The 23,026-nt window shown below is 73.9% G+C and carries 23 protein-coding genes and 5 tRNA genes; 18 read left to right on the forward strand and 10 right to left on the reverse strand.

What is annotated here, in order from left to right; genetic code table 11:
• Positions 1-165: 165 nt before the first annotated feature.
• Positions 166-792: a hypothetical protein gene (locus tag ACZ7MY_RS22920; protein ID WP_499604197.1), complete on the forward strand. Its 627-nt coding sequence runs from the start codon at positions 166-168 to the stop codon at positions 790-792.
• 75 nt (positions 793-867) lie between these two features.
• Here ACZ7MY_RS22920 and ACZ7MY_RS22925 read toward each other — a convergent pair whose 3' ends face one another.
• Positions 868-2,481: an ABC-F family ATP-binding cassette domain-containing protein gene (locus tag ACZ7MY_RS22925; protein WP_499604199.1), complete on the reverse strand. Its 1,614-nt coding sequence runs from the start codon at positions 2,479-2,481 to the stop codon at positions 868-870.
• Positions 2,482-2,716: 235 nt separating this feature from the next.
• Complete coding sequence (locus ACZ7MY_RS22930) at positions 2,717-2,950, reverse strand: hypothetical protein (RefSeq protein ID WP_499604200.1); 234 nt, start codon at positions 2,948-2,950, stop codon at positions 2,717-2,719.
• Between the two features lie 287 nt (positions 2,951-3,237).
• Between ACZ7MY_RS22930 and ACZ7MY_RS22935 the strand changes: the two genes are divergently transcribed.
• A tRNA-Met gene (locus ACZ7MY_RS22935) sits at positions 3,238-3,311 on the forward strand.
• 144 nt (positions 3,312-3,455) lie between these two features.
• Here the strand turns inward: ACZ7MY_RS22935 and ACZ7MY_RS22940 are convergent.
• On the reverse strand, positions 3,456-3,725 hold the full coding sequence (locus tag ACZ7MY_RS22940) for a DUF6343 family protein (protein WP_499604202.1): 270 nt from the start codon (positions 3,723-3,725) through the stop codon (positions 3,456-3,458).
• 138 nt (positions 3,726-3,863) lie between these two features.
• Here ACZ7MY_RS22940 and ACZ7MY_RS22945 point away from each other — a divergent pair, with 138 nt between their 5' ends.
• The 9 genes from ACZ7MY_RS22945 to ACZ7MY_RS22985 all read left to right on the forward strand — a co-directional run bounded on the left by ACZ7MY_RS22945 (position 3,864) and on the right by ACZ7MY_RS22985 (position 11,583).
• Complete coding sequence (locus tag ACZ7MY_RS22945) at positions 3,864-4,964, forward strand: MFS transporter (RefSeq protein ID WP_499604204.1); 1,101 nt, start codon at positions 3,864-3,866, stop codon at positions 4,962-4,964.
• A 35-nt stretch (positions 4,965-4,999) separates the two neighbouring features.
• Positions 5,000-5,524: a SigE family RNA polymerase sigma factor gene (locus tag ACZ7MY_RS22950; protein ID WP_499604206.1), complete on the forward strand. Its 525-nt coding sequence runs from the start codon at positions 5,000-5,002 to the stop codon at positions 5,522-5,524.
• A gap of 69 nt (positions 5,525-5,593) precedes the next feature.
• Positions 5,594-6,811, forward strand: a complete 1,218-nt coding sequence (locus tag ACZ7MY_RS22955; RefSeq protein WP_499604208.1) for a hypothetical protein — start codon at positions 5,594-5,596, stop codon at positions 6,809-6,811.
• A 157-nt stretch (positions 6,812-6,968) separates the two neighbouring features.
• Positions 6,969-8,441 (forward strand): FAD-binding protein, encoded by a 1,473-nt coding sequence (locus ACZ7MY_RS22960; RefSeq protein WP_499604211.1) that lies wholly within the window; start codon positions 6,969-6,971, stop codon positions 8,439-8,441.
• 30 nt (positions 8,442-8,471) lie between these two features.
• A complete protein-coding gene (locus tag ACZ7MY_RS22965) occupies positions 8,472-9,203 on the forward strand; it encodes a tyrosine-protein phosphatase (protein ID WP_499604213.1) in 732 nt (243 codons plus the stop codon).
• 104 nt (positions 9,204-9,307) lie between these two features.
• Complete coding sequence (locus ACZ7MY_RS22970; protein ID WP_499604215.1) at positions 9,308-9,784, forward strand: SRPBCC family protein; 477 nt, start codon at positions 9,308-9,310, stop codon at positions 9,782-9,784.
• Complete coding sequence (locus tag ACZ7MY_RS22975; protein WP_499604217.1) at positions 9,781-10,134, forward strand: ArsR/SmtB family transcription factor; 354 nt, start codon at positions 9,781-9,783, stop codon at positions 10,132-10,134. Before ACZ7MY_RS22970 ends, ACZ7MY_RS22975 begins: the two co-directional genes overlap by 4 nt.
• Positions 10,135-10,139: 5 nt before the next feature.
• A complete protein-coding gene (locus tag ACZ7MY_RS22980) occupies positions 10,140-10,682 on the forward strand; it encodes a hypothetical protein (protein ID WP_499604219.1) in 543 nt (180 codons plus the stop codon).
• 184 nt (positions 10,683-10,866) lie between these two features.
• Positions 10,867-11,583, forward strand: a complete 717-nt coding sequence (locus tag ACZ7MY_RS22985; protein WP_499604472.1) for a PIG-L deacetylase family protein — start codon at positions 10,867-10,869, stop codon at positions 11,581-11,583.
• A 43-nt stretch (positions 11,584-11,626) separates the two neighbouring features.
• On the opposite strand, the gene ACZ7MY_RS22990 is transcribed toward ACZ7MY_RS22985, so the two are convergent.
• Entirely contained in the window at positions 11,627-11,863 is a 237-nt protein-coding gene (locus ACZ7MY_RS22990; protein WP_499604221.1) for a hypothetical protein, read from the reverse strand.
• 19 nt (positions 11,864-11,882) lie between these two features.
• Complete coding sequence (locus ACZ7MY_RS22995; protein WP_499604223.1) at positions 11,883-13,028, reverse strand: inorganic phosphate transporter; 1,146 nt, start codon at positions 13,026-13,028, stop codon at positions 11,883-11,885.
• Positions 13,029-13,242: 214 nt separating this feature from the next.
• Here ACZ7MY_RS22995 and ACZ7MY_RS23000 point away from each other — a divergent pair, with 214 nt between their 5' ends.
• Entirely contained in the window at positions 13,243-13,860 is a 618-nt protein-coding gene (locus ACZ7MY_RS23000) for a DUF4291 domain-containing protein (RefSeq protein WP_499604225.1), read from the forward strand.
• Here the strand turns inward: ACZ7MY_RS23000 and ACZ7MY_RS23005 are convergent.
• Complete coding sequence (locus tag ACZ7MY_RS23005) at positions 13,857-14,234, reverse strand: MmcQ/YjbR family DNA-binding protein (protein ID WP_499604226.1); 378 nt, start codon at positions 14,232-14,234, stop codon at positions 13,857-13,859. The two genes, ACZ7MY_RS23000 and ACZ7MY_RS23005, sit on opposite strands and share 4 nt — an antisense overlap.
• A gap of 135 nt (positions 14,235-14,369) precedes the next feature.
• Positions 14,370-15,725 carry a M14 family metallopeptidase gene (locus tag ACZ7MY_RS23010; RefSeq protein WP_499604228.1) on the reverse strand — a complete coding sequence of 452 codons (1,356 nt, stop codon included), beginning with the start codon at positions 15,723-15,725 and terminating at the stop codon, positions 14,370-14,372.
• 178 nt (positions 15,726-15,903) lie between these two features.
• On the opposite strand from ACZ7MY_RS23010, the gene ACZ7MY_RS23015 reads away from it, so the two are divergent.
• The 6 genes from ACZ7MY_RS23015 to ACZ7MY_RS23040 all read left to right on the forward strand — a co-directional run bounded on the left by ACZ7MY_RS23015 (position 15,904) and on the right by ACZ7MY_RS23040 (position 18,815).
• Positions 15,904-15,976: transfer RNA gene (locus tag ACZ7MY_RS23015), tRNA-Arg, on the forward strand.
• Between the two features lie 14 nt (positions 15,977-15,990).
• Positions 15,991-16,062: transfer RNA gene (locus tag ACZ7MY_RS23020), tRNA-Asp, on the forward strand.
• Positions 16,063-16,082: 20 nt separating this feature from the next.
• Positions 16,083-16,155: transfer RNA gene (locus tag ACZ7MY_RS23025), tRNA-OTHER, on the forward strand.
• A gap of 15 nt (positions 16,156-16,170) precedes the next feature.
• Positions 16,171-16,243, forward strand: a tRNA-Ala gene (locus ACZ7MY_RS23030).
• A gap of 30 nt (positions 16,244-16,273) precedes the next feature.
• Positions 16,274-17,635: an SDR family NAD(P)-dependent oxidoreductase gene (locus tag ACZ7MY_RS23035; protein WP_499604230.1), complete on the forward strand. Its 1,362-nt coding sequence runs from the start codon at positions 16,274-16,276 to the stop codon at positions 17,633-17,635.
• A 1-nt stretch (position 17,636) separates the two neighbouring features.
• On the forward strand, positions 17,637-18,815 hold the full coding sequence (locus tag ACZ7MY_RS23040) for a leucine-rich repeat domain-containing protein (RefSeq protein ID WP_499604232.1): 1,179 nt from the start codon (positions 17,637-17,639) through the stop codon (positions 18,813-18,815).
• Here the strand turns inward: ACZ7MY_RS23040 and ACZ7MY_RS23045 are convergent, their stop codons facing one another.
• Genes ACZ7MY_RS23045 through ACZ7MY_RS23055 form a run of 3 tightly spaced genes read right to left on the reverse strand, consistent with a single transcriptional unit; the run spans position 18,816 to position 23,022 of the window.
• Complete coding sequence (locus ACZ7MY_RS23045; RefSeq protein WP_499604233.1) at positions 18,816-20,672, reverse strand: ATP-binding protein; 1,857 nt, start codon at positions 20,670-20,672, stop codon at positions 18,816-18,818.
• Positions 20,669-22,072, reverse strand: a complete 1,404-nt coding sequence (locus ACZ7MY_RS23050; protein ID WP_499604235.1) for a vWA domain-containing protein — start codon at positions 22,070-22,072, stop codon at positions 20,669-20,671. The genes ACZ7MY_RS23045 and ACZ7MY_RS23050 overlap by 4 nt, the downstream gene beginning before the upstream one ends.
• Positions 21,958-23,022 (reverse strand): hypothetical protein, encoded by a 1,065-nt coding sequence (locus ACZ7MY_RS23055; protein ID WP_499604236.1) that lies wholly within the window; start codon positions 23,020-23,022, stop codon positions 21,958-21,960. Before ACZ7MY_RS23055 ends, ACZ7MY_RS23050 begins: the two co-directional genes overlap by 115 nt.
• Positions 23,023-23,026: the final 4 nt, after the last annotated feature.

Genomic DNA, 23,026 nt, shown 5'->3' on the forward strand with positions numbered 1-23,026 from the left:
CAGGGCGCTCACGTCTCCCCAGGCCAGGGTACGCGCAACCGTTCCGGCGTCCCGGAAGCGGCCTCGGCTGTTGCCGGGCCGTGACGGCGCCGCACAGGCTGGGGTGCAGCACCGCCGCCGTCCGGCGACGGTCCTCGTCCACGACCTGACCACGGGGGATCCACCTTGAACCGCACCGTCGTCCGCCGCGCCGCCGCGACCGCGCTCGCCACGGTCGCCGCCACCTCGCTCCTCGCCGCCGGCTCCGCCGAGGCCGGGGCCGCCGCGTCCACGAAGGCGCCGAGGTTCCTCGCGCCGAAGGAACTGCCGCCCTACTCCTTCTCGCCCTGGTACGCCGACCGGGTCCGCGCCGGCCTGCCCGAGGGCGGCGTCGCCTGCGCCCTGAGCGGCCTGCCCCGCAAGGGCGTCTCCCACCGCTCGTTCTGGACCGAACTCGACACCAACGCCCAGCAGGTCACCTTCACGGCCAAGAACACCAAGGCCGCGCGTGACCTGGCCGCCGAGCTCCGCTCGTCCGTGCGGGGGTGCGTCGCCCGCTTCCTGGAGCAGAACCCGGGCTCCCAGGCCGACTGGAAGGACTTCGGCGGCCTCGCCGTGGAGGAGGGCGCGCACGTCTACGGCGTGCACGTGGCGCCCCCCGAGTCCGAGCACAACGTCCGGCTCTACGGCATCGGGCGCGACGGCCGCACCGTCACCGTCGTCGAGTGGGGCCAGATGGGCACCCTCGACCGGATCCCGCTGAAGGCCTTCAAGAAGACCACCCGGACCGCCGTGACCAAGCTCTACCGCTGACGCCGCCGAGCGGCCCACGGACACCGGCGGCGGGGCCCCGGGGGGAGCCCCGCCGCCGGAGCGGCACCGTACCCGTCACAGCGGCTCGACGCGGGTCAGGCCTTCCGCGTCGAGCCGCAGCCAGCGCGTGACGCCGATGTCCCGCAGGAACGGCAGGTCGTGGCTCGCCACGACCAGCGCCCCCTCGTAGGAGGCCAGCGCCGTCGTCAACTGCCGTACGCTCGCCATGTCCAGGCTGTTCGTCGGCTCGTCCAGCAGGAGCAGCTGCGGCGCCGGCTGGGCGAGCATCAGCGCCGCGAGCGAGGCCCGGAACCGCTCCCCGCCCGACAACGAACCGGCCGCCTGGTCGGCCCGCCCGCCGCGGAACAGGAAGCGGGCGAGCGAGGCGCGGATGCGGTTGCCCGTGGCCTCCGGGGCGAACCGCGCCACGTTGGCCACCACCGACAGCTCGTCGTCCAGGACGTCCAGCCGCTGCGGCAGGAAGCGCAGCGGCACGTGTGCCAGCGCCTCGCCCGCCGCCGGGGGCAGTTCGCCGGTGATCGTCCGCAGCAGCGTCGTCTTCCCGGCGCCGTTCCGGCCGACCAGCGCGATCCGTTCCGGGCCCCGCAGTTCCAGGTCCCCGGCCGGCGCCCCGTACGCCGTCCGCAGCGCACGCAGCGTCAGTACCGTCCGGCCGGCCGGGACCGCGGTGTGCGGCAGGTCGACGCGGATCTCGTCGTCGTCGCGCACCGCGTCGACGGCCTCGTCCAGCCGTTCCCTCGCCTCCGCCAGCCGCTCGGTGTGCAGGACGCGGTGCTTGCCCGCCGACACCTCCGCGCTGCGCTTGCGCAGTTTCATCACGGCGCGCGGCTCCCGCTTGGAGTCGTACATCTTCTGCCCGTACCGCACCCGGCGGGCCAGCTTGACGTGGGCGTCCGCCAGTTCCCGCTTCTGGCGGCGCACGTCGGACTCCGCCACGCGCAGCATCCGCTCGGCTGCCTCCTGTTCGGCGGCCAGGGCCTCCTCGTAGGCCTCGATGTCGCCCCCGTACCAGCGGACCCCGCCGTCGCGCAGCTCGGCGACCCGGTCGACGTGCCGGAGCAGCTCGCGGTCGTGGGAGACGACCACCAGCACGCCGTTCCAGCCCGCGACCGCCTCGTGGAGCCGCCGCCGGGCCGCCAGGTCCAGGTTGTTGGTCGGCTCGTCGAGCAGCAGCACGTCCGGACGGCGCAACAGCAGGGCCGCCAGCCGCAGCAGGACGCCCTCGCCGCCGGACAGCTCCCCGACGACCCGGTCGAGGCCGACGTGGTCCAGCCCGATGCCGTCGAGCGCCGCGCGTGCCCGCTCCTCCACGTCCCAGTCGTCGCCGACCGCCGCGAAGTGCTCCTCGCGCACGTCGCCGGCCTCGATGGCGTGCAGGGCGGCCCGGGCGTCCGCGACGCCCAGGGCCTCGTCCACCCGCAGCGCGGTGTCGAGGACGGCGTCCTGCGGCAGGTACCCGACCTCGCCCGCGACGCGCACCGTGCCGTCCACGGGCGCCAGTTCGCCCGCGATGAGCTTCAACAGGGTGGACTTCCCCGAGCCGTTGAGCCCGATCAGGCCCGTACGGCCGGGGCCGACGGCGAGCTGGAAGTCGTCCAGGACGGGAGTGCCGTCCGGCCAGGCGAAGGAGAGGTCGGTGCAGGTGATGGAAAGGGTGGGATGTCCCATGCGGTCCTCCGGGGTGCTCGTGGATGTCGACGGGGTCGGCACACGGGGACACCGGAAGGCGGGCGCTGCGCGGAGGCGGCTGCTCACGGCCGAGGTCGTACACGGCCCACGCGGACGCCGGTTCGGCGCCGCGGGCACGGTGTCCCTGACCTCAGAAGAGCAACGGCCTTCTCCAATCGGGCGGTGACAGGGCCGTGGCAGAAACTACGCCGGGGCCGGGCACCCGGCAACGCATTTACCGGGCGCCCCCGTGGGCCCGCTCCGGGCGCTCCTGGCCGCCCGCGGCGTTCCCGGCGGTCGTGTCGACCGGCACTCCGGCGGTGTCCGCCACCCCCGGCGACACGGCGCGCTCCGGGTCGGCGAGCCGGTCGAGGCGCGTGGTGATCATCCTCGCGAAGCCGTCCAGGGAGCGGTCGGGATCGTCGGCGTGGTCCACAAAGCCGGGGACCTCGGCATGCAGCCGGGCCATGACCCGCTCCGACACTTCGCCGACCTGCTCGCGAGGGTCAGATGGACCACGTGGCGCGCGGGCGCGCCACGTGGTCGTCCCCGGCCCCGGCGCGGTGACCGTCGCGCTGGTGCCGCCCGCAGCTCGGCGCGGCCGTCGTGGCCTCCAGGGCGATCCGGCACGGCCCGTCGCGGTGCCGGCGGGCGCGCCGACGTCGCCACCGCCGAGGCCGGGGTCCCCGCAGGCGGGGGCTGGCCGCAAATGGATTTGGTCCTGGCGCCGACACCCCGTAGGGTGGTGTTCACCGACGCGGGGTGGAGCAGCTCGGTAGCTCGCTGGGCTCATAACCCAGAGGTCGCAGGTTCAAATCCTGTCCCCGCTACTGGATCCGAAGGCCCGGTGCATCAGCACCGGGCCTTCGGCGTTCCCCTTCCCGTTCCGGTACCCGTACGTGTCCGGCCGTGCGCGCCGTGTCGCCCCCGCGGGCAACCCCGGATGAGCCCCCGCGGCCACCCCGGCGTCCGCCTCAGCGTTTGCGGACCGGTTCGTAGGGCGGCACGTCGCGACCGGGCTGCCAGTGCGGGCCCTGGCGGATGTGCCGGACGACCACGACCAGGTCGACGGCCGCGGCGAGTGCCAGCACACCGAAGAAGACGGCCCACCCGGTGCGTCCGAGGTCCGCGAAGAGCACCGTCCCCGCGATCGCCCAGACCAGGCCGAAGGCCGCCAGCGCGAGCCGCATCCGCAGAGCGCTGCGAGCCCGCAGGGGTTCGTTGCCGGTACGTCCCATGCGCATGGAAAACGCCTCCTCAACCGGTTCGTACCCGGCTACGCTCTTCCCATGACATGGCGACATTGATCCTCACCGGAGTCACCACTGGCGCGCAGGCTCTACGCCTACGCGTTCCTCGAGGACCTGATCCCGCTCTACCCGGTGTACGCGGTGCTCTTCGCCGACGCCGGGCTGTCGGAGGCCGGGATCTCCTCGCTCTTCGCCGTGTGGTCACTCACGGCGTTCCTGCTCGAAGTGCCCTCGGGCGTGTGGGCCGACCGCTTCTCGCGGCGCGCCCTGCTCACGCTCGCGCCGCTGCTCGCCGGGGCGGGCTTCACGCTGTGGACCCTGTGGCCGTGCTACGCCTCGTTCGCCGCAGGCTTCGTGCTGTGGGGCGCCGGTTCCGCCCTGCGGTCCGGGGCGCTTCAGGCCCTGGTCCACGAGGAGCTGACCCGCGTCGGCGCCCCCCACGCGTACGCCCGCCTCACCGGCCGGGCGCAGGCCCTCGGCACCACGGCGGCCCTCGCCGCGACCGCGCTGGCCGGCCCGCTCCTCGCGGCCGGCGGTGACCGGGCGGTCGGGCTGGTCAGCGTCGCGGTGACCGTACTGACCGCGCTGGCCGCCCTCGCCCTGCCCGAGCCCCGGGGCCGCAGGGCCGCCGCGGAGGACGACGACCCCGCGGCGTCCGGCGCCGGGCTGCTGCGCGAGGCCCTCGCCCAGGCCCGGCACGCCCCCGGCGCGGGCCGCATGGTGGCCGTCGTCTCCCTGCTGGCCGGCGCGACCGCGCTGGACGAGTACGTCCCGCTGCTCGCGCAGGCGACCGGCGTCCGGGCGTCCTTCGTTCCGCTGCTGGTGCTCCTGGTGACCGCGGGCTCCACGGCCGGCGGCTGGCTCGCGGGCCGCGGCACCCGCTGGGCGCCGCTCGCGCCGGCGGTGGCCGCCGCCTGCCTGGCGGCGGGCGCGGCGGGCACGCACCCGGCGGGCCTGGTCCTGGTGGCCCTGGCCTTCGGCCTCCTCGACTGGACGACGACGGCCGCCGACGCCCGCCTCCAGGAGCGCATCACCGACCGCACCCGCGCCACGGTCACCTCCCTGGCGGGCCTGGGCTCCGAGGCCGGCTCCCTGCTCCTCTTCGGCCTGTGGGCCCTGGGCTCGCACTGGTCGGGGCCGGGGCCGCTGTTCGCCCTGGCGGCCCTTCCGCTCCTGCTTCCCGTGATCCTGCTCTCGCGGTGCAACATTTCCGCACCCCCACGACGTCAGTGAGGTGAAGGCGGTGCCGGACGACAACGGGGTGGGGCATGCACGAGGACCGTACGAAGGACTACCTGGACTTCGCGGGGACCCGCGCGGCACACCTCTTCCGGTCGGCCTGCCTGCTCACCGGCGGTGACACCCACCTCGCCGAGGACCTCGTGCAGGAGACCCTCGGCAAGCTGTACGTCACCTGGCGGCGGGTGTCCCGGGTGGGCAACCCCTCCGGCTACGCGCAGACCGTGCTCGTCCGCACCTTCCTCACCCACCGGCGGCGGCGCAGCAGCGGCGAGGCGCCCACGGGCGAACTCCCCGACGTGCCCGCGGCCGCCGACGGTTCCGACAGCGACACCGCGCTGCTGCGGCTCACCCTCCTCGACGCGCTCGCCCGGCTGGCGCCCAAGGACCGTGCGGTCGTGGTCCTCCGCTACTGGGAGGACCGCAGCATCGAGGAGACCGCCGACGCGATGCGGGTCAGCTCCAGTGCCGTGCGCAGCCGGTCGGTGCGGGCCCTCGCCAGGCTCCGCGAACTGCTCGGCGACAGCCTCGCGGAACTCGTCTCCTCCTACTGACCCCACCCCTCTCCCCGCAGCCCCCTTCCTCCCAGCTTCTTCCGCTTCTCCTCCGGACGGTGGTCCACCATGCCCTTCGAAGACGACCTCGGCGCCGCGCTGCGGCGCACCGGCGACACCTTCAGCACCGACGGCAGCGCACTGGCCGCGGTCGGACTCACCCGTGGCCGACAATTCCGCCGCCGCCGTACGGCCGCCGTCGTCGGCACGGTCGCCGCGGTGGCGGCCGCGGGGGTGACGGCCGCGGTGGTCGTACCGCGCGAGGGCGCGCGGAGCGCCGGCCCCGCCGCGGTGGCGGTGGACCGGAACACCGGATGGGGTTCCGAGACGGACTCCGACCGGAAGATGCTCGCCCTGTTCGAGGGCCTCCTCCCAGAGGGCAGGATCCTCAGCGGGCACGCCACCGACACGCGGCCCGCGGCGGACATGTGGCCCAGGGCCCAGGTCGTGTGGGACGACGGCCGCGGCGCCTCGACCATCGCCGTCGACATCAAGCGCGCCACGCCCGGTCAGGACCGCACGCGTTGTCCCGACCTCACGACCTTGAGGGAAGGCAGCGCCTGCGCGCGCACGAAACTCGCGAACGGGTCGGTGCTGGTGGTCCTCAAGACCTGGGAGTACCAGGACGAGCGCATGGGGCCCAAGAACTGGCGGGCCGTCCTGACCACCCTGGAGGGCTTCGAGATCGCGGTCGACGAGTGGAACGCCACCGAGCAGAAGGCCGAACACACCACCCGGGAGGACCCGCCGCTCAGCGCGGCCCAACTCGGCGCCGTGGTGGGCGCGGCGGACTGGAAGCGTGTGCTGGCCTCGTTCCCCGACCCGTCGGCCACGCCCGAGGAGCCCGCCGCCGGATCCGGCGAGGTGAGCGGAAAGGAGATCCTCAAGCGCCTCAAGGCCGTCATGCCGTCAGGGCTGAAGATCACGGAGCCGGTCGCCGAGGACGGCTACGCCCACATCACCGTGGACGACGGCCACGGGGCCACGCTCGTCGAGGTCAACGTCCAGCACTGGGACCCGGAGCAAACCGCGGCGCTGCGGTTCACGGACCCCAAGAAGCTGCCCGACGGGACCGAGGTGCAGACCCGCCAAGGGCCGGGCGACAAGGGCGGGGCGGGGATCAGGCAGTGGATCGCCGACACCGTGCGGCCCGACGGGTTGCGGGTCGTCGTCGCGGAACTCAACTCCGGCGCCTACCACCGGCCCCCCACCCGTTCCGCACCCGCCCTCACCATGGACCAGCTCGTGGCGGCCGCCACCGACTCCCGGTGGAACTCGCTCGGATGATCACCCGGGCGGCCCGTCCGGCGGGCCGCCCGGCCGCGGGCCGGTTAGCGTCGCCCGTGGTCGCACGGGATTTCCCGAGCCGCTGTCGACGCGGGGACGGCAGGCCTAGAATCCCGGACTGTCGCACCGTCCACCGACCCGTTCAGGGGGAGCGCGCATGTCCCAACTCCCGTCCAGGCGTGCCATGTTGCGAACGGCGGCGACGGCCGCCGGCGCCGTGGCGGTCGGGTTCGACCCGGTCGGCAGGAGCTGGGCCGTGGCGGCGGACGCCGCGGAGCGGGCGGACGGCGCGCTGGTGGGCCTTCCCCGGCTGGACGGGACGCTGCTCACCGACGACGCCTCCCTCGGCGCGGCGGCGGACGACTTCGGGCACGTCGTGCACCGCAGGCCGGTCGCCGTGCTGCGCCCGGGGTCGGTGGACGACGTCGTCGCCATGGTGCGCTTCTGCAACCGGCACGGGCTGAAGGTGGCGCCGCGCGGCCAGGGCCACGGGACCTCCGGCCAGGCGCAGGTGGACGGCGGACTGGTCGTCGAGACCGCGCCCCTGGCGCAGATCGGCCCGGTCGGACCGCGCAGCCGTACCGTCACCGTCGGCGCGGGGGCCAGGTGGAGCGACGTCACCAGGGCCACCCTGGCGCACGGCCTCACGCCGCCCGTGTTCACCGACTACCTCGAACTCTCCGTCGGCGGCACGCTGTCCGTGGGCGGACTCGGCGGCCAGAGCCACCACCACGGCGCGCAGGTCGACAACGTCACCGAACTGCAGGTCGTCACGGGTGCGGGCGAACTGGTGCGCTGCTCGGCGTCGCGGCACCAGGACCTGTTCGAGGCGGTGCTGGCGGGCCTGGGCCAGTGCGCCGTCATCGTCTCGGCCACGCTGCGCCTGGTCGCGGCCCCGACGACGGTCCGGCACTACCTGCTGCCGTACCACGACCTCGGCACCTTCCTCGCCGACCAGCGAACGCTGGTCACCGACGGCCGGTTCGGCTACGTCGAGGGCCAGGTCGTCCCGGACGCCGACGGCGCCTTCCGCGGCTACGTCCTGGAGGCCGTGTCCTACGATGCCGCGCCCGACGACGCCGCGCTGCTCGCCGGGCTGCGCCACGACACCGCGGGCGTGCAGATCGAGGACCTCGGCTACTTCGCCTTCCTCGACCGGCTCGCCGCCTCGGTGGAGGCGCTGAAGGCCGCCGGTCTGTGGGACTTCGCCCATCCCTGGCTGAACCTGCTCATCCCCGGCGACGCGGCCGTCGACGTCGCCGGGGGCATCCTCGACGCCCTCACGCCCGCCGACCTCGGCCCCGGTGTCGTGCTGCTCTACCCGTTGCTGCGCGAGCGGCTGCACCGTCCCCTGCTGCGGGCCGGCGCGGACCCGGTCCCGTACCTGCTCGCGGTGCTGCGCACCACCCCGCCGCAGGACACCGCGACGATCGACCGTCTCCTGGCCGCCAACCGGGCCGCGTTCGAGGCCACCCGTGCGGCCGGCGGCACGCAGTACCCGGTCGGCTCCGTCCCCTTCGGCCGGGCCGACTGGCGGACCCACTTCGGTCCCGTGTGGCCCGCGCTGGCGGCGGCCCGGCGGCGCTACGACCCCCGGGGGGTCCTCGTCCCCGGTCAGGGGATCTTCTGAAGCGGGGCAGCGGCCCCGTAAGGTCCCCCCATGGGGAGACACATCGCGTTCGAGCGACTGCACAACTTCCGTGACCTGGGCGGCTACCGCACGGCCGGCGGCCGTACGGTCCGCTGGGGGCGGCTCTACCGTTCCGACGCGCTCTCGAAGCTCGGGGGTACGGACCTGGAGCGGTTCGCAGCCCTCGGCGTGCGTACGGTCATCGACCTGCGCTACCCGTTCGAGATCGAGGCCAAGGGGCGCGTCCCGGAGGCCACCGGGGTCGCGTACCACAACCTCAGCATCGAGCACCGGCCCGTGGACCAGACCGCGTTCGGGCCGGAGGTCGACACGACCGCCTTCTACGCACGGCTGCACGCCGAGGTCGCGGCCGACGGCGTCGAGGAACTGGCCCGCGCGCTGGAGGTGATCGCGGCCGGAACCAGCGGGCCGCTGGTCTTCCACTGCGCGGCCGGCAAGGACCGCACGGGTCTGCTGGCGGCGCTGGTGCTCGGGCTGCTGGGGGTGCCGGAGGAGGACGTCGTCGCCGACTACGCGCTGAGCGAGCTGGCGACCGCCCGTCTGCTCGCGGACTGGACGGCGGCCAACCCGGAGCGGAGCCTGCGGTGGCCCGGCTGGGGGAGGGCGCCCGCCGACGCGATGCGGATCTTCCTCACCGGGCTGGCCGCCGAGCACGGTTCCGTCGAGGGCTACGCCCGCGCGCGGCTCGGCACGGACGACGCCCTGCTCACCGCCCTGCGGGGGGCGCTGCTCACCGACTGATCCCGGACGGAACCCCGCGACGTGCAACCTCTTGGTTGCGCGAGGCGTCCTCACGTGCAACCCTGGAGTTGCACGTAATGCTGTCCAGCGACGGAGGAACCACCATGAGCACCCAGACCCCGGACCGGATCGAGCGGGAGATCAGCATCGCGGCGCCGGTCGAGCGCGTGTGGGACGTCCTGACCCGGCCGGAACACATCGGCCGCTGGTTCGGCGCGGACCTCGGCGGCAGCGGTGCGCCCGCGGACGTCGACCTGCGGCCCGGCGGCGCCTTCGAGATCGACCACGGCTTCGGCGTCTACCCCAGCCGCGTCGTGGGCGTCGAGCCGCCGCGCTACTTCGCGTACCGCTGGGCCACCGCTTTCCCCGGCACGGAGGCCGCGGAGGACAACTCCACCCTGGTCGAGTTCACCCTCACCCCCGACGGGGACGGCACCCGGCTGCGGGTGGTCGAGAGCGGCTTCGCGGCCCTCGACATCCCCGAGGAGCGCGTCCCCTACGCCGGCCACGAGAGCCACTCGCAGGGCTGGGTGGAGGTCACGGCCGGACTCGCCGCGTACGTGGAGAAGCTGCCCGCATGACGCAGACCCCCACCAGCGGCGAGGAGGACGTCTTCGCCGCGCTGGCCGACCCCATGCGGCGGCGCATCCTGGACGCCGTCGCCGAGCACGGCGACGCCACCGCCACCGTGCTCGCGGCCGAACTCCCCGTGTCCCGCCAGGCGATCGTCAAGCACCTCACCGTGCTCGACCACGCCGGGCTCGTCGCGGGGCGACGCGCCGGGCGCGAGATGCGCTACGCCGTACGGCCCGAGCGGCTGGTCGCGGCGGCGCGGTGGATGGACCGCGTCGCCGCCCGCTGGGACGCCCGGCTGTCGGCCATCAAACGCCTTGCGGAGGAGCCCACTTCGCAGGACCCCGGTGTACCCTGAGCGCCGTGAACGGGGAGAGGCCGCCGGACAGGTTCTCCGGCCGCATCGGCGACGGCCGCATCAACTGGCAGGTGGGCCTGCTGCTCGTCGTCGTCAACGTGCTGCTGCTCGCGCTGGGCGTGGCCTCCACCTTCTGGTTCTTCGGGCAGGACATCGGCATCGCGGGCCTGTCCGTGGCGCTGCCCGCGATGAGCCTGTGCACCTTCCTGGTGCTCTTCACCGACTCCCGCGACGTGCGCACCGCCGTGATGTCCGCCTTCACGGTCCTCTACTTCGGCTTCGTCGCGGCCTCGTTCAACAGCGAGGTCGCACGGGCCATGGCCGACACGTCCGGCTTCCTCGACGACGTCTACGACAGCTTCAACACCTTCATGATCGTGATGGTGGGCTTCTACTTCGGCGGCAAGACCGCGGAGAAGGTCGTCGAGAAGAAGCACACCGCGGGACAGGCGCCAGCCACCCTGTCTCCGGAGCCCGTCGGCGACGACGGCGCCAAGGTCACCCCGCTGCCCTCTCCCACCCCCGCGGCGGACGGCAGTCCGGCCTGACCGGCGACCCCGCCTGACCGGCACCCGGCCGGCCGGGCCCCGTGGTGGAACCGCCGGCCGCGGCCGTGCAGGGGCCGGGGCACCCCACGCCAGGGGGCCGGGGAGGGCGTGCCATGATCAGGGCTTCGACGCCCGTTGCGGATCACAGGAGGCGGCCCCCGTGCCCGAGCAGCACCTCGACACCATGCCCGAGGACTGGCAGCGGGCGCTCGCCGTCGTCGCCCACCCGGACGACCTGGAGTACGGCGCCGCCGCGGCCATCGCCCGCTGGACGGAGGCGGGCCGCGAGATCGGCTACCTGCTGGCGACCCGCGGCGAGGCCGGCATCGACGGCGTACGCCCGCAGGACGCGGCGCGGATACGCGAGGCGGAGCAGCGGGCGAGCGCGAAGGTGGTCGGCGTGCGGACCGTGGAGTTCCTCGGGCACCGGGACGGCGTCATAGAGGAGGGCCCGGCCCTGCGCCGTGAGATCGCCGCCGCGATCCGCCGGCACCGCCCCGAGCTGCTGATCACGTTCAACCACCACGACACCTGGGGCGGCACGGTCTGGAACACCCCGGACCACCGGGCCGTCGGCCGGGCCGCCCTGGACGCCGCCGGTGACGCCGGGAACCGGTGGATCTTCCCGGAACTGATCGAGGACGAAGGACTGGAGCCCTGGGGCGGCGTCCGCTGGGCGGCGGTCGCCGGATCGCCGTACCCCACGCACGCGGTCGAGGTCGGCGACGCCGACGTCGAGCGGGCCGTCGCCTCCCTCGCCGAGCACCAGGCGTACATCCGGGCGCTCACCGACCAGGAACCGGCCGACTACGCGCGTGAATTCCTCGGCCGCAACCTGGAGCTCGCGGCCCTGCGCTACGGCGACCGCCCGGCGGTGGCCTTCCAGGTCTACCCGAGGTAGCGGCCGGGCGGGCGGGCCGGCCCCGACCGCCTCGGTCCCGGCCTCAGCCGGGAACGATCAGGTCGATCCCGTACGCCGCCACCGCCAGGCACGCGGCGAAGCACAAGGCCGCCACGGCCAGGGCCGCCTTCTCCTGGCCGTCGCGCGGCTGCCCGTCGCGCGGGCCGCTGCCGGCGCGGCCCCACGCGGCGACGCCCAGCGAGAACATCACCACCAAGGCGATCGTGATGCCGAGGCTGGCCCCGAACACGGCGCCGAGGTTGCCCCATTCGATGTTCATGCGCATCCGCTCCTGACCGTCACCGGGTCGACTGGCCGGCGGGGCTCGGTTCCTGCACACCCGACCGGGAGTCGTTGACGTTGTCCGCGTTGACCGGACGGCGGCGCGACAGCAGGTAGAAGCCCGCGGCGGCGGCGACCGCCACGCCCGCCACGAGCGCGACGCCGAGGTCGCCGTGGTCCGCGACCCAGGCCGCCACCCCGCCGACGGCCGCCGCGGCGGGGAGCGTCAGCACCCAGGACACCGCGATCCGCCCGGCGACCCCCCAGCGCACGTGCGCGAGCCTGCGGCCCAGGCCGGCGCCCAGGATGCTGCCCGTGCAGACCTGGGTGGTGGACAGCGCGAAGCCCAGGTGCGAGGACGCGAGGATCACGGAGGCCGCGCTGGTCTCGGCGGCGAAGCCCTGCGGCGTCTGGATGTCCGTCAGCCCCCTGCCCATGGTGCGGATGATCCGCCAGCCGCCCACGTACGTGCCGAGCGCGATCGCCAGCCCGGCGCTGAGCACCACCCACCACGGCGGACCGGTGCCGGGCGCGAGCAGTCCCCCCGAGATGAGCGTCAGCGTGATGACCCCCATCGTCTTCTGCGCGTCGTTGGTGCCGTGGGCGAGTGCCACGAGCGAGGCGGAGCCGACCTGGCCGGCCCGGAAGCCCCGCTTCACCTTGTCGCCCCGGGTCCGTTTGGTGATCACGTAGGCCAGGTAGGTGGCCAGCATCGCCACCACGCAGGCCACGACCGGTGAGGCGACCGCCGGGATGACGATCTTCTCCAGGACCTCGCCCGCGTTGACCGCGGACACGCCCGCGCCCACCCAGACCGCGCCGATGAGCCCGCCGAACAGCGCGTGCGAGGAGCTGGAGGGCAGACCGAGCAGCCAGGTCACGAGGTTCCACAGGATGGCCCCCACCAGCCCGGCGAAGATCATCACGGCGGACACCTTGGCGTCGTCGACGATGCCGTTGGAGATGGTCTTGGCGACCTCCGTGGAGAGGAACGCGCCCAGCAGGTTCAGCACGCCGGCCACCGCCACGGCCACCCGGGGCGCGAGCGCACCCGTGGCGATCGACGTGGCCATGGAGTTGGCGGTGTCGTGGAACCCGTTGGTGAAGTCGAAGGCGAGAGCCGTGACGATGACGATGACGATGAGAAAGGAGACAGAGCCCACCGCATACCTCCCACCCGGGTGCGGTGCGGTCACCGGGCCCGGCGTACCGATGACGGCTCGGGATTCCAGGTTAGGCGAGGTGCCCGTGGCCCGCACGGCACGGCTCGCCGGGGCGGGCGGACGAGGCGGGCGGGAGGGGCGGCCGGAAGGGGCGGGCGGACCGGCGCAAAACCCGTGGCGGACGTCGGGTCACGGCGGGCAGGATGCCCGCAGCATGGAGAACACCGAGATGCCGCGCCGGATGATCAGGGCCGCGCACACCGACGACACCGTGACGGTCTATCAGGCGTACCGCCCCGGGATCGGTGATCACGCCGCACTCCACGGCCGCTTCCCGGAGAGCTGGAGCCGCTCCCGGATGACGTGGATCAAACCGTCCTTCCTGTGGATGATGTACCGCAGCGGCTGGGGCCGTAAGGAGGGGCAGGAGCGGGTGCTCGCCCTGGACGTCAGCCGTGAGGGCTTCGACTCCGCGCTCCGCCGGGCCTGCCTGTCGCACTTCGACGCTTCGGTGTACTCGGACCGCGAGACCTGGGCCGAGCGGGTGCGCGCGACGGAGGTCCGCGTCCAGTGGGACCCGGAGCGCGACCTCGCGCTGAACGCGCTGCCGTACCGCTCGCTGCAGCTCGGACTCACCGGCCGGGCGACCCGCGACTACGCCGACCACTGGATCGTCGGCATCAGGGACGTCACCGGACTCGCCCACCGCGTCCACGAGCTCGTGCGTTCCGGCGACCGCGAGGCCGCCGCCGCGCTGCTGCCGCGGGAGCGGCCCTATCCGCTGGACGCGGCGACCGCCGCCGTGATCGGCGCGACGACGGGGCCCGCCTAACCGCCGTCCAGCTCCGCGACGAGCCGCTTCGGGGCGACCGCGCGGTAGCTCTCCTCCACCCAGTCGCACAGCACCTCGGCTGCGGGCGTCTCCCCGGTGAGGGGGACGGAGACCCAGCCGGCCCTGCCGAGGCCGTAGCCGGAGGGCCGCGCGCCGGGGACCGACATCGCGTGCTCGTGGAGCTGGGGGTCCTTGAGCTTGACGTTGATGCCGGGCGGGTGGCTGCCGTCGCCGGCACCGAGGAAGACGAAGACCTTCCTGTTGACCTTGACGACGCTCTCGCCCCACGGGAACTCCTCGGCGGCGCCGGGCAGCGCGAGCGCGAAGGCGCGTACCTTCGCGCGCACGGCGAGCGGGTCGTGGACGGTGGTCACGGGGCCTCCCGGGCGGACGCGGACAGCGGTCGACGGGCACGCGTACGCCTGATCGTAGGCGGGTGCCGCCCCCGATCCCCGGCAGGCGGGCCCCGCGGCGCGCGGGGCGCCGCGGGGCCCGCCGGGCCGTCCCGGTCAGGAGCAGTACTGCGCCTGCTTGCCGATGGCGCGGTACATGCAGTCCGCGTTCTCCAGGAGCAGCAGCACCGCCTCGCGGTTGCGGCTGGTCTGCGCGGGGATCACCTCGTCGGGCGGGTAGAAGCCCGAGGAGCCGTTCGGGCCCGGGTACATCTCGAAGGTGTACGCCCAGATCCCCTGGGTGCCCCAGAGCCAGTCGTCGATCGACCCGTCGGTGATGTAGAGGTCGCTGGCCTGTTCGGGGGTGTAGCCGTTGGTGGCCGCCATGGTGCGGCCGAAGGTGGCGAAGGTGTTGTACTGGTCGGCCGTCATGCCGGTGGTGGTGTTCGCGGTGGTGTAGCCGAAGGGCCACAGCACGAGCTGGCTGTAGGTGTGGAAGTCGATGCCCGCGGTGATCTGCTGCTTGCCGCCGACGACCCGCCCGCGCACGAAGTCCGCGACCAGCCTGACCTCGGGTGCGGACTCCGCGGACGCGCCGCGGTAGGTCTCGCTCGACTTCGAGGCCGAGGAGCCGCCGCAGCAGCCCCAGCGGTAGTTCCAGTTGCGGTTGAGGTCGGTGCCGACGGCCGAGGTGCCGGAGTTGGGCTGGCGGTTCTTGCGCCAGCTGCGGTAGGCGCCGGTCGCGATGTCGTACTCGCCGCCGTCCGGGTTGAGGTCCGGGATGATCCAGATCTCGCGGGAGTCGACGATGTTCTTGACGCGGTTGTCGGTCGCGTAGCCGTCCCCGAACTGGTGCAGCAGGTAGAGCGCCATCTCGACGGTGAGGTGCTCACGGGCGTGCTGGTGGTGGGTGAAGAGCACCTCGGGCTCGGCCTCGTCGGTGCCGACGTTGTCGCTGATCTTGACGGCGACGATGTTCCGTCCGCTGTAAGAGGTGCCGATGACCTGCTGCCGCATGATGCCGGGGTGCGCGGCGACCAGGGAGTTGATGTCCGCGGTCATCTCCGCGTAGTTGTGGTAACCGGAGTCGGAGCCGGGGAAGTCCAGTACCGAGGCGTCGCCCTCGGCGCCGCGGCCCGCGGCGCTCGCCGCGGGCGGTGCGGGGAGCGCGGTGAGGCGGTAGCCGGCGGAGCGCAGCGCGGCGGCCTGGGCGGCGTTGGCGGTGACGACGGTGGAGTGGCCGCGGGCCGCGTCGATCGACACGCCGTGGGCGGCGAGGGCCGTACGGGCGGCGACGCTGCCGGTACCGGCCACCTCGTACTGCCGGACGACCTCGTCGGCGGCGGCCGCGACGGGACGGCCGCCGGCGGTGGCGGGTGAGGCGTCGGCCTGCACGGCGAGCGAGGTGGCGAGGGCGCAGGCGAGCAGCGCAGCGGTGACCGCCGCCCGTCTGCCGGTCCGGGGGATGCGCATGGTCGTCCTCCTGGATGTGGGGGTGGCGCAGGAGTGCGGACCGATCGTGCGTATATGGCATGACCTCGTCAATGAGGAATGCGTGCTTCGGCGGTGAACGCCCGGAATCCTCCGGTGGATTGGCCGGTGGGACCCGCCCGGAGCGGGAGCCGCGGCGCCGGTAGGATCGCGGCAATGCCCGGACGTAGCGCAGAGGCAGGCGCACCGCCTTGCGTAGGCGTAACACGCCGGTTCGAATCCGGCCGTCCGGGCAGTCGGGGCACACGGGCCCGTAGGGCAGAGGCAGACCCGCCGCCCTGTCAAGGCGGATACGCCGGTTCGAATCCGGCCGGGCCCCCGATAGGATCATCGCAATGCCCGGACGTAGCGCAGAGGCAGGCGCCCCTCCCCTCAAGGAGGGATCACGCCGGTTCGAATCCGGCCGTCCGGGCAGCCGGGGGAGCACGGGTCCGTAGCGCAGAGGCAGGCGCGCCGACTCCGCAAGATCGGATACGCCGGTTCGAATCCGGCCGGATCCCCCGCGTGACGGCGGGACATCGGTGGGAGTCATGGGGGACACGGGCGACATCACGGAGGCGGAACTCGCCGCCTTCGACGCGGTGGTCGGCAAGCTGCGCGAACTGCCCGCCGACGACCCGGTACGGCTGCGCGCCGAGCAGGTGGCCGCCTCCTTCGCGCGCGACGGCCGGCTGCGGCGCAGGAAGTCCCGGCGCGAGGACCGCGCCACGGCGGACGCGGAGGTCGTGGCCGCCACGGCGACCGGCGCACGCGAACGCCGCGAGGACGCACCCCTGGCCGAGACGCCGCAGGGCGGCGCGGCGGGGGAGTTCACCAGGCCCCGCCGTTGCTACGTGTGCAAGTCCCCCTACCGGCGGGCGGACGCCTTCTACCACCTGCTGTGCCCCGACTGCGCCGTGGACAACACCGCGCGGCGGCGGGCCGGGACCGACCTCACCGGCCGGCGCGCGCTGCTGACCGGCGGCCGCGTCAAGATCGGCTTCCAGCTGGCCCTGATGATGCTGCGGGACGGGGCCGAACTCCTGGTCACCAGCCGCTTCCCGCGCGACACGCTGCGCCGCTTCACCGAGGCGCCCGGCAGCGAGCGGTGGCTGCACCGGCTCACCGTCGTCGCCGTCGACCTGCGCGACCCCCGCCAGGTCGTCGGCCTGTGCGAACGGCTCCGCGAGAGCGGCGAGCCGCTGGACATCCTGGTCAACAACGCCGCCCAGACGGTCCGGCGGCCCCCTGAGTCGTACGCGGCGCTCACCGCGGGCGAACGGGCCCCGCTGCCCGCCGGGCCGCGGAACGGGGGGATGCTCACCGCGCCCGGGTTCGGCACCGTCCACGCGCTGCCGGCCGCCGCCGGGCCCACCGCCGAACTCCTGCTGACCGGGACCGACGAGGCCGGGCTGCTGCCCGACACGGCCCCCGAGAACTCCTGGTCGGCCGAGCTCGGCGGCCTCGATCCCGCCGAGGTGCTGGAGACCCAGCTCGTCAACTCCCTCGCCCCCGCGCTGCTCTGCGACCGCCTGCTGCCCATGCTGCTGGCCTCCCCGCGGCCGCGCCGCTACATCGTCAACGTCACCGCCGTCGAGGGCCGCTTCGCGGTGCGCAACAAGACCGCCGGTCATCCGCACACCAACATGGCCAAGGCCGCCCTGAACATGCTGACCCGCACCAGCGGGCCCGCGCTCGCCGAGCAGGGGGTCCACATGTGCAGCGTCGACACCGGCTGGATCACCGACGAGAACCCGCTGCCGAAGAAGAACCGGCTGGCCGGTCAGGGCTTCCGCACCCCACTGGACGTCGTGGACGGCGCGGCCCGGGTCTACGACCCGATCGTGCGCGGAGAGGCCGGGCACCCGTTCTCCGGCGTCTTCCTCAAGGACTACCAGGAAGCCGAGTGGTGACATGACGGACGACCGGCCGCCGTACGCGGGTGTCCCCGAGGTCGTGCCTCGTCCGGCCGCCGACCTCGAGCCGCTGCTGGGCTGGCTGCGCGGCGGGGAGACGGTGGCCGAACGCCGGGACTTCCCGGCCGGGACCGCCCTGCCCGACGGGCGCCTCGACCTGTGCAAGCAGGCGCTGGGCCCGGAGGGCGCCGCGGCGGTCGCCGAGGCGTTGCGCCAGGCACCGGCCACCGGCGCCGTGCGCCATCTGCTGCTCGGCACCGACGGGCTCGGCGACGAGGGTGCCGCCGCCGTCGCCGAACGCACCCGGGACACCGGCGTCCGGACGCTCTACCTCGGCTGCAACGGCATCACGGCGGGCGGCGCCTGCCGCATCGCCGACAACCTGCGGGCCTCCCCGCAGGCCGTCACCGGGGTCTGGCTGAAGCGGAACCCGCTCGGCGGCGGCGCCGGCGAGGCGGGCGCCGGACTCGTCGAGGCCGCACGGTCGTTGCGCACCCTGGACCTGGTGCAGACCGGCCTCGACCCGGCGGGCCTCGCCGTGCTGGCCGACGCGCTCGTCGTCGCCGCCCGCTCGGGACGCGCCGTGGAGCGGCTGTTCGTCGGCGGCAACGCCCTCGGCACGGCCGGCGCGGCCTGCCTGACGACCCTCGTCACCACCGGAGCCGTTGCCGAACTGTACGTGTCGGCCGCCCGCCTCGGCGACGAGGGTGCGCTCCTGCTCGCCGAGGCCCTCGCCCGTGCACCGTACGGCCGACTCGTCCGGCTCTCCGTGGCCAGCAACGGCATCGGGCCGGCTGCCTGCGCCCGGCTGGTCGCGGCCGCGACGGCCGCGGGCGTGGAACTCCTGGACCTGGGACGGGTCAAGGCCGCCCGGGTCCTGGGCGCCGCCGACAACCGGGTCGACACCGAGGCGGCCACGGCGATGGGCACGGCACTGAGCGCGGCGCCGCACCGGCTGACCCATCTCGTGCTGGCCCACACCGGGATGCGCAGCCGCGAGGCGCACCGTCTGCTGGACACCGCCCCGGCGGCCGCGACCGCGACCCGCTACGTCCTCGGAAAGGGCATCGCGACCAGTGTCCGGCGGCGGCTCGACGCGCTCAGCGCGCACCTGCCGCCGCCGGCCGTCCCCGCGGACGTGGCCGCCGTGCACAGCGTCCACCGCACTGGCGGCTGATCAGCGGGGCATACGGGCGAAGGTCTCGATCCAGAAGCGCTGCGTCTGCTCCGAGGCCCCCACCAGGTAGGTGGAGCGCAGCTTGGGCGGCAGCAGCGCCACCAGCCGGGCGACCGCCTTGCGGTGCCGCTTGAGCTGGGACAGCTCCGCGTTGGCGATCACCTGGTGGACGACGTCGGTCTCGTCGTTGCCCTCCCCGGACTCCTCCCGGGCACGTCTGAGCCGGGACTCCCAGGCGTCCACGTCCCGGGCCAGCTCGCGCAGCCCCGTCACCGAGCGGTTCGCCAGCCGGTCGGCCAGGGCGGTCAGCGGCACCGGGGCGTACTCGCCGTCGCCCAGGTAGACGGTGGCCATCTGCAGCGGCAGGCCCCGCTGGTGCAGCTTGATCAGCCGCTCGATGGTGCGCTTGGTGATCCAGGCGCGGCCGTCCTCGTCGATGTCGTGCTTCCACCACTCCAGCACCGTCTCGGCCAGGCCGCCGTACCGCGCGATCAGCCACTCGTTGGCCGGGATGTCGCCCGGCTCCACGGTGAGGGAGGCGGTGAAGCGGGTCGCCTGGGCGATGTTGTTGCGGGACACCATCAACCGGCGGCCCAGATGGTAGGGCGGGTTCTGCACCGCTATCTGGGCGCGCAGGTTCTCGATCGGGCGCCCGGCCAGCGACCACTCCTGGGTGATCTCCATCAGCTTGGCGAACGCCGCCTTGTCCTTGGGCCGGTTGTACTCGTCCCAGACGATCGCCTTCGGCTCGCTCCCCGTGAACTTCTGCGCCAGCAGGGTGTCCAGCGAGCCGTTGCGGTCAGGGACGGGCGCACACAGGTCCTCGACGTTCGTCACCGGCAGCGAGAAGTACAGCGGGTCCCGGCCCAGGTCCTCGCGCAGCGTCTCGCGCACCACCTCGGTCTTGCCGCAACCGGGCGGCCCCTGGAGCAGCACCGACCACCGGTTGCGCAGCGCCGCGCGCACCACCGAGCGCACCGGGTCCGGCACGGTGGCCGGATTGGCCACACCGAGCTCCGCGGCGATCCGGTCGAGGATCTCCGCCGTCCGGTCCTGCCCCGGTCCGCCGTCCGGCCGGGGCTCGGCCAGGCGCAGCCGCTCGCCGTTGACCAGGGGCAGCCCCCAGCGCAGCGGGAAGCCCTCCCGCGCGTTGGCGAGGACGTGGTCCAGGGTGCGCGGGGAGAGCAGCTCGCGCACCGCGGGACCGAGCGACGCCCACACGGCGAAGACCCCGTTCAGGTCCCGGTCCCGGTACTTCTCGGCCAGCTTGCGCCGCCACGCCGTGTCGTTGGCGGTCACCCGCACCGTGACCATGCGGTCGAGGACGGCCAGGTCGCCGCGGCGAGCGGCCGTCTCGGACAGCGACTCGTTGTCGCTGAGGAACACCCCGACGCAGCCCAGTGCCCGCAGGTCGTACTCGCCGAGCGTCCAGTTGCAGGCGATCTGCATCAGCTGCGACTGGATCGTCTCGCCGGCCTGCAGCGAGTCGTCGATGAGCAGCACGAACGGGCGCCCCGGCCGCAACTGGCTCATCACCAGCTGGCGCAGCACCAGTTCGTCCGTGTGCGGATCACGGACCGGGGCGTTGACCAGGAGGTCGTCCGGGGTGAGGTTGGCGGCCGGCACGTAGACCAGTTCGGCGTGCGGATGGGCCTCGGCGACGTGCGAGAAGAACGTCGACGTCTTGCCGATGCCGTGCTCCCCGAAGACCTGCCCGGTCTGGCCCATGTCGATCATCGCGTCGATGAACGACTCCAGCCGGGAGACCTCGGGGCGGCCCTCGGGCGGTCGTGGATAGGTGGCGTTGGCCCGCCAGGGCCGGGGGCCGGCCGTGGCGGTCGCCGCGGTGGTGGTCATTTCGCTCCTGTCGTGACGCGGTGGCAGGCCATGGGCGGGGCGTGGGCGTCGGGCCAGTCGTCGCCGCCCTCGGTGATCAGCCATATCCACCTGTCGGGATCCCGTGGCGTGATGTGCGGGGCGTAGCCGTCGGTCAGCACGATCACCGCGTCGGGACGCTCCTCGAAGCGCCTGCCCCGGACCTCCGTGCGCCCCTCCACGTAATCGGCCACGGCCTGGAAGCTCGTGCCCCCGCCGCCGTAGACCCGCTCCCCGGGGACGAAGGGCATCACCACGCCGTCGAAGGAGAGCCAGTGCGCCTCCACGCCCTCGATGCGCCCCACCAGTTCGGTCAGCCAGGTGATCACGGAACCCGGCATCGACCCCGAGGTGTCGTAGGCGATGACCAGGACCTTGTCACGGACCGGGCCGCGCCGCGACAGCATCGGGTCGTGCCCGAGCGCCGCCAGCAGCGCACCCCGCTTCTTCGGGTAGACCAGCCGCTCGCCCTCCCGCAGCTTCGAGGCGACCACGTCGACCAGCCACCGCTGCCACCAGTCCACCCGCCCCGTCCTGGCCGTCTCGCCCCGCAGCGCACCGGCGCCCAGCCGGCCCCACAGCCGGGAGGTGCGCTCCGAGGCGCCCTCGGTGCGGTCCATCAGGTCCAGCAACTCCCGCTCGGCACCGGTGTGCCCGCGCCGCGCGGCCAGCAACGCGTTGCGCAGGGACGAGGAGACCAGCTCGTCGATCGTCCCCTGGTCGCCCGGGACGCCCTCGCCCGCCAGGTGCACGCACAGCGCCCCCGGAGGCACCGGCGGGTGCTTCATCCGCTTGAGCTCGGTGTAGACGCCCATGTCGGTCTCGACGAACTCCGGGTAGGGCAGCGGCGTCAGCCCCTGCTCCGTCAGATCCCGCTCGTACGCGGCGTGGACCTCGTGCGGGTCCACCCCGGTCGGGCGGCCGTCCCGCAGCGGCATCCCGTCCCGCCGCAGGCGGACCAGTGCCACGTGGTTGATGGCCACCTCGGCCGCCGTGGTGAAGACCGGGTCGTCCCGCAGCGCCGGCTCCGCGAGCAGATGCCGGTGCACCACGTGCCGGGCCTCGTGGAAGAGGACGAACTTGACCCCCTCCAGCCCGAGGTCGACGAAGAACCCGGGGTTGTACAGCAGCAGCACCGAGCCGTCCCCCGAGGCAACCACCGCCGCGGTGTCCACGGCCGTGGTCGCGATCTGGTGCGGGCACTTGGCGTACAGCCAGGACGCCACCGCCGACTCGGTCAGCCCGAAGTCGAGCAGCGCGGCCTCCTTCAGCCGCTCCGCCTCCGCCACGACGTCCGGATCCGCCGGACGCCAGCGCTCCAGCGCCCGCCGGTCGGCGAGGTCGACCACGGGTCGTCGTCGTGACCGCTCGTCGAATCCCATGTCAGCCCCCCACTTCCGTGCCCCGAACCCTCCGGTTCCCCTGGTGACTCAGTGTTACCAGGAGCCACTGACAACGGGTCACCGGCCTCCTCCCCGGCGCCCCCCGCGATCGCCCCCGCCGTCCGGACCAGATCCGGCAACGTGCCCGTGAACGTCGGCAGGAGCTGCACCAGCACCGCCCACGCCTCGGTGTTCGCCCCCAGTTCCGCGCGCACCAGCGGGCGCAGCGCCCCGGCCGCTTCCGGCAACCGCCGCGGGAACCCCCAGCGGCCCATGGCCAGGACGCGCAGGACGTCGTGAGCCGGGCGGGCACCGGTCGCGTACGCCGCGGGGCCGTCCACGACACCCGCGTCACGCAGCCGGTTGGTGAACTTGCGGTGCGTGCCGAACTGCGTGCGCAGCGCCGACGGGCAGTCGGGGCGGATCGCCAGCGCCCAGCGGGCGTAGCCGGGCAGCGGCCGCTCGAGGTCGGCCGCGGCGACCGACGCCCACTCGTCCCGCCCCACCATCCGCGCGGCGGCGCGGCCCGCGGACATGCCCGTGACCGCACGCAGCGCGGCGACCAGCGCCTCCGGACCGGACGGGAGGGTGAGCTCCGGCGCCGGATACCCCGAGAGGTCCTCCGGAACCTCCAGACGACCGGAGCGATCCGGCCCGTACGGAACGCCCTTGAGGATGTCGTACCGCACCCGTTCGTCGGTGCGCCAGTGGTGGTACACCGCCACGTTGACCTCGGGATCGTCCTCCTGGAGCATCCACCAGAGCACCGACGTGGGCATGTCGTTGAACCAACGGCCCCAGCTCCACACCGAGTGCTCAGGTCGCCTCGCGGCCGTCGCCGGATCCTCCTCCGGGACCCCTGTCCGGCTCCGCGCACGCGCGGCGAGCGCCGGGTCCACGAGACCCAGCAGGAAGCCCAGTTCGCCGGCGGACACCGCCTCGTTCAGCATGCCG

It is taken from the genome of Streptomyces sp. NPDC111520 (assembly GCF_055635295.1).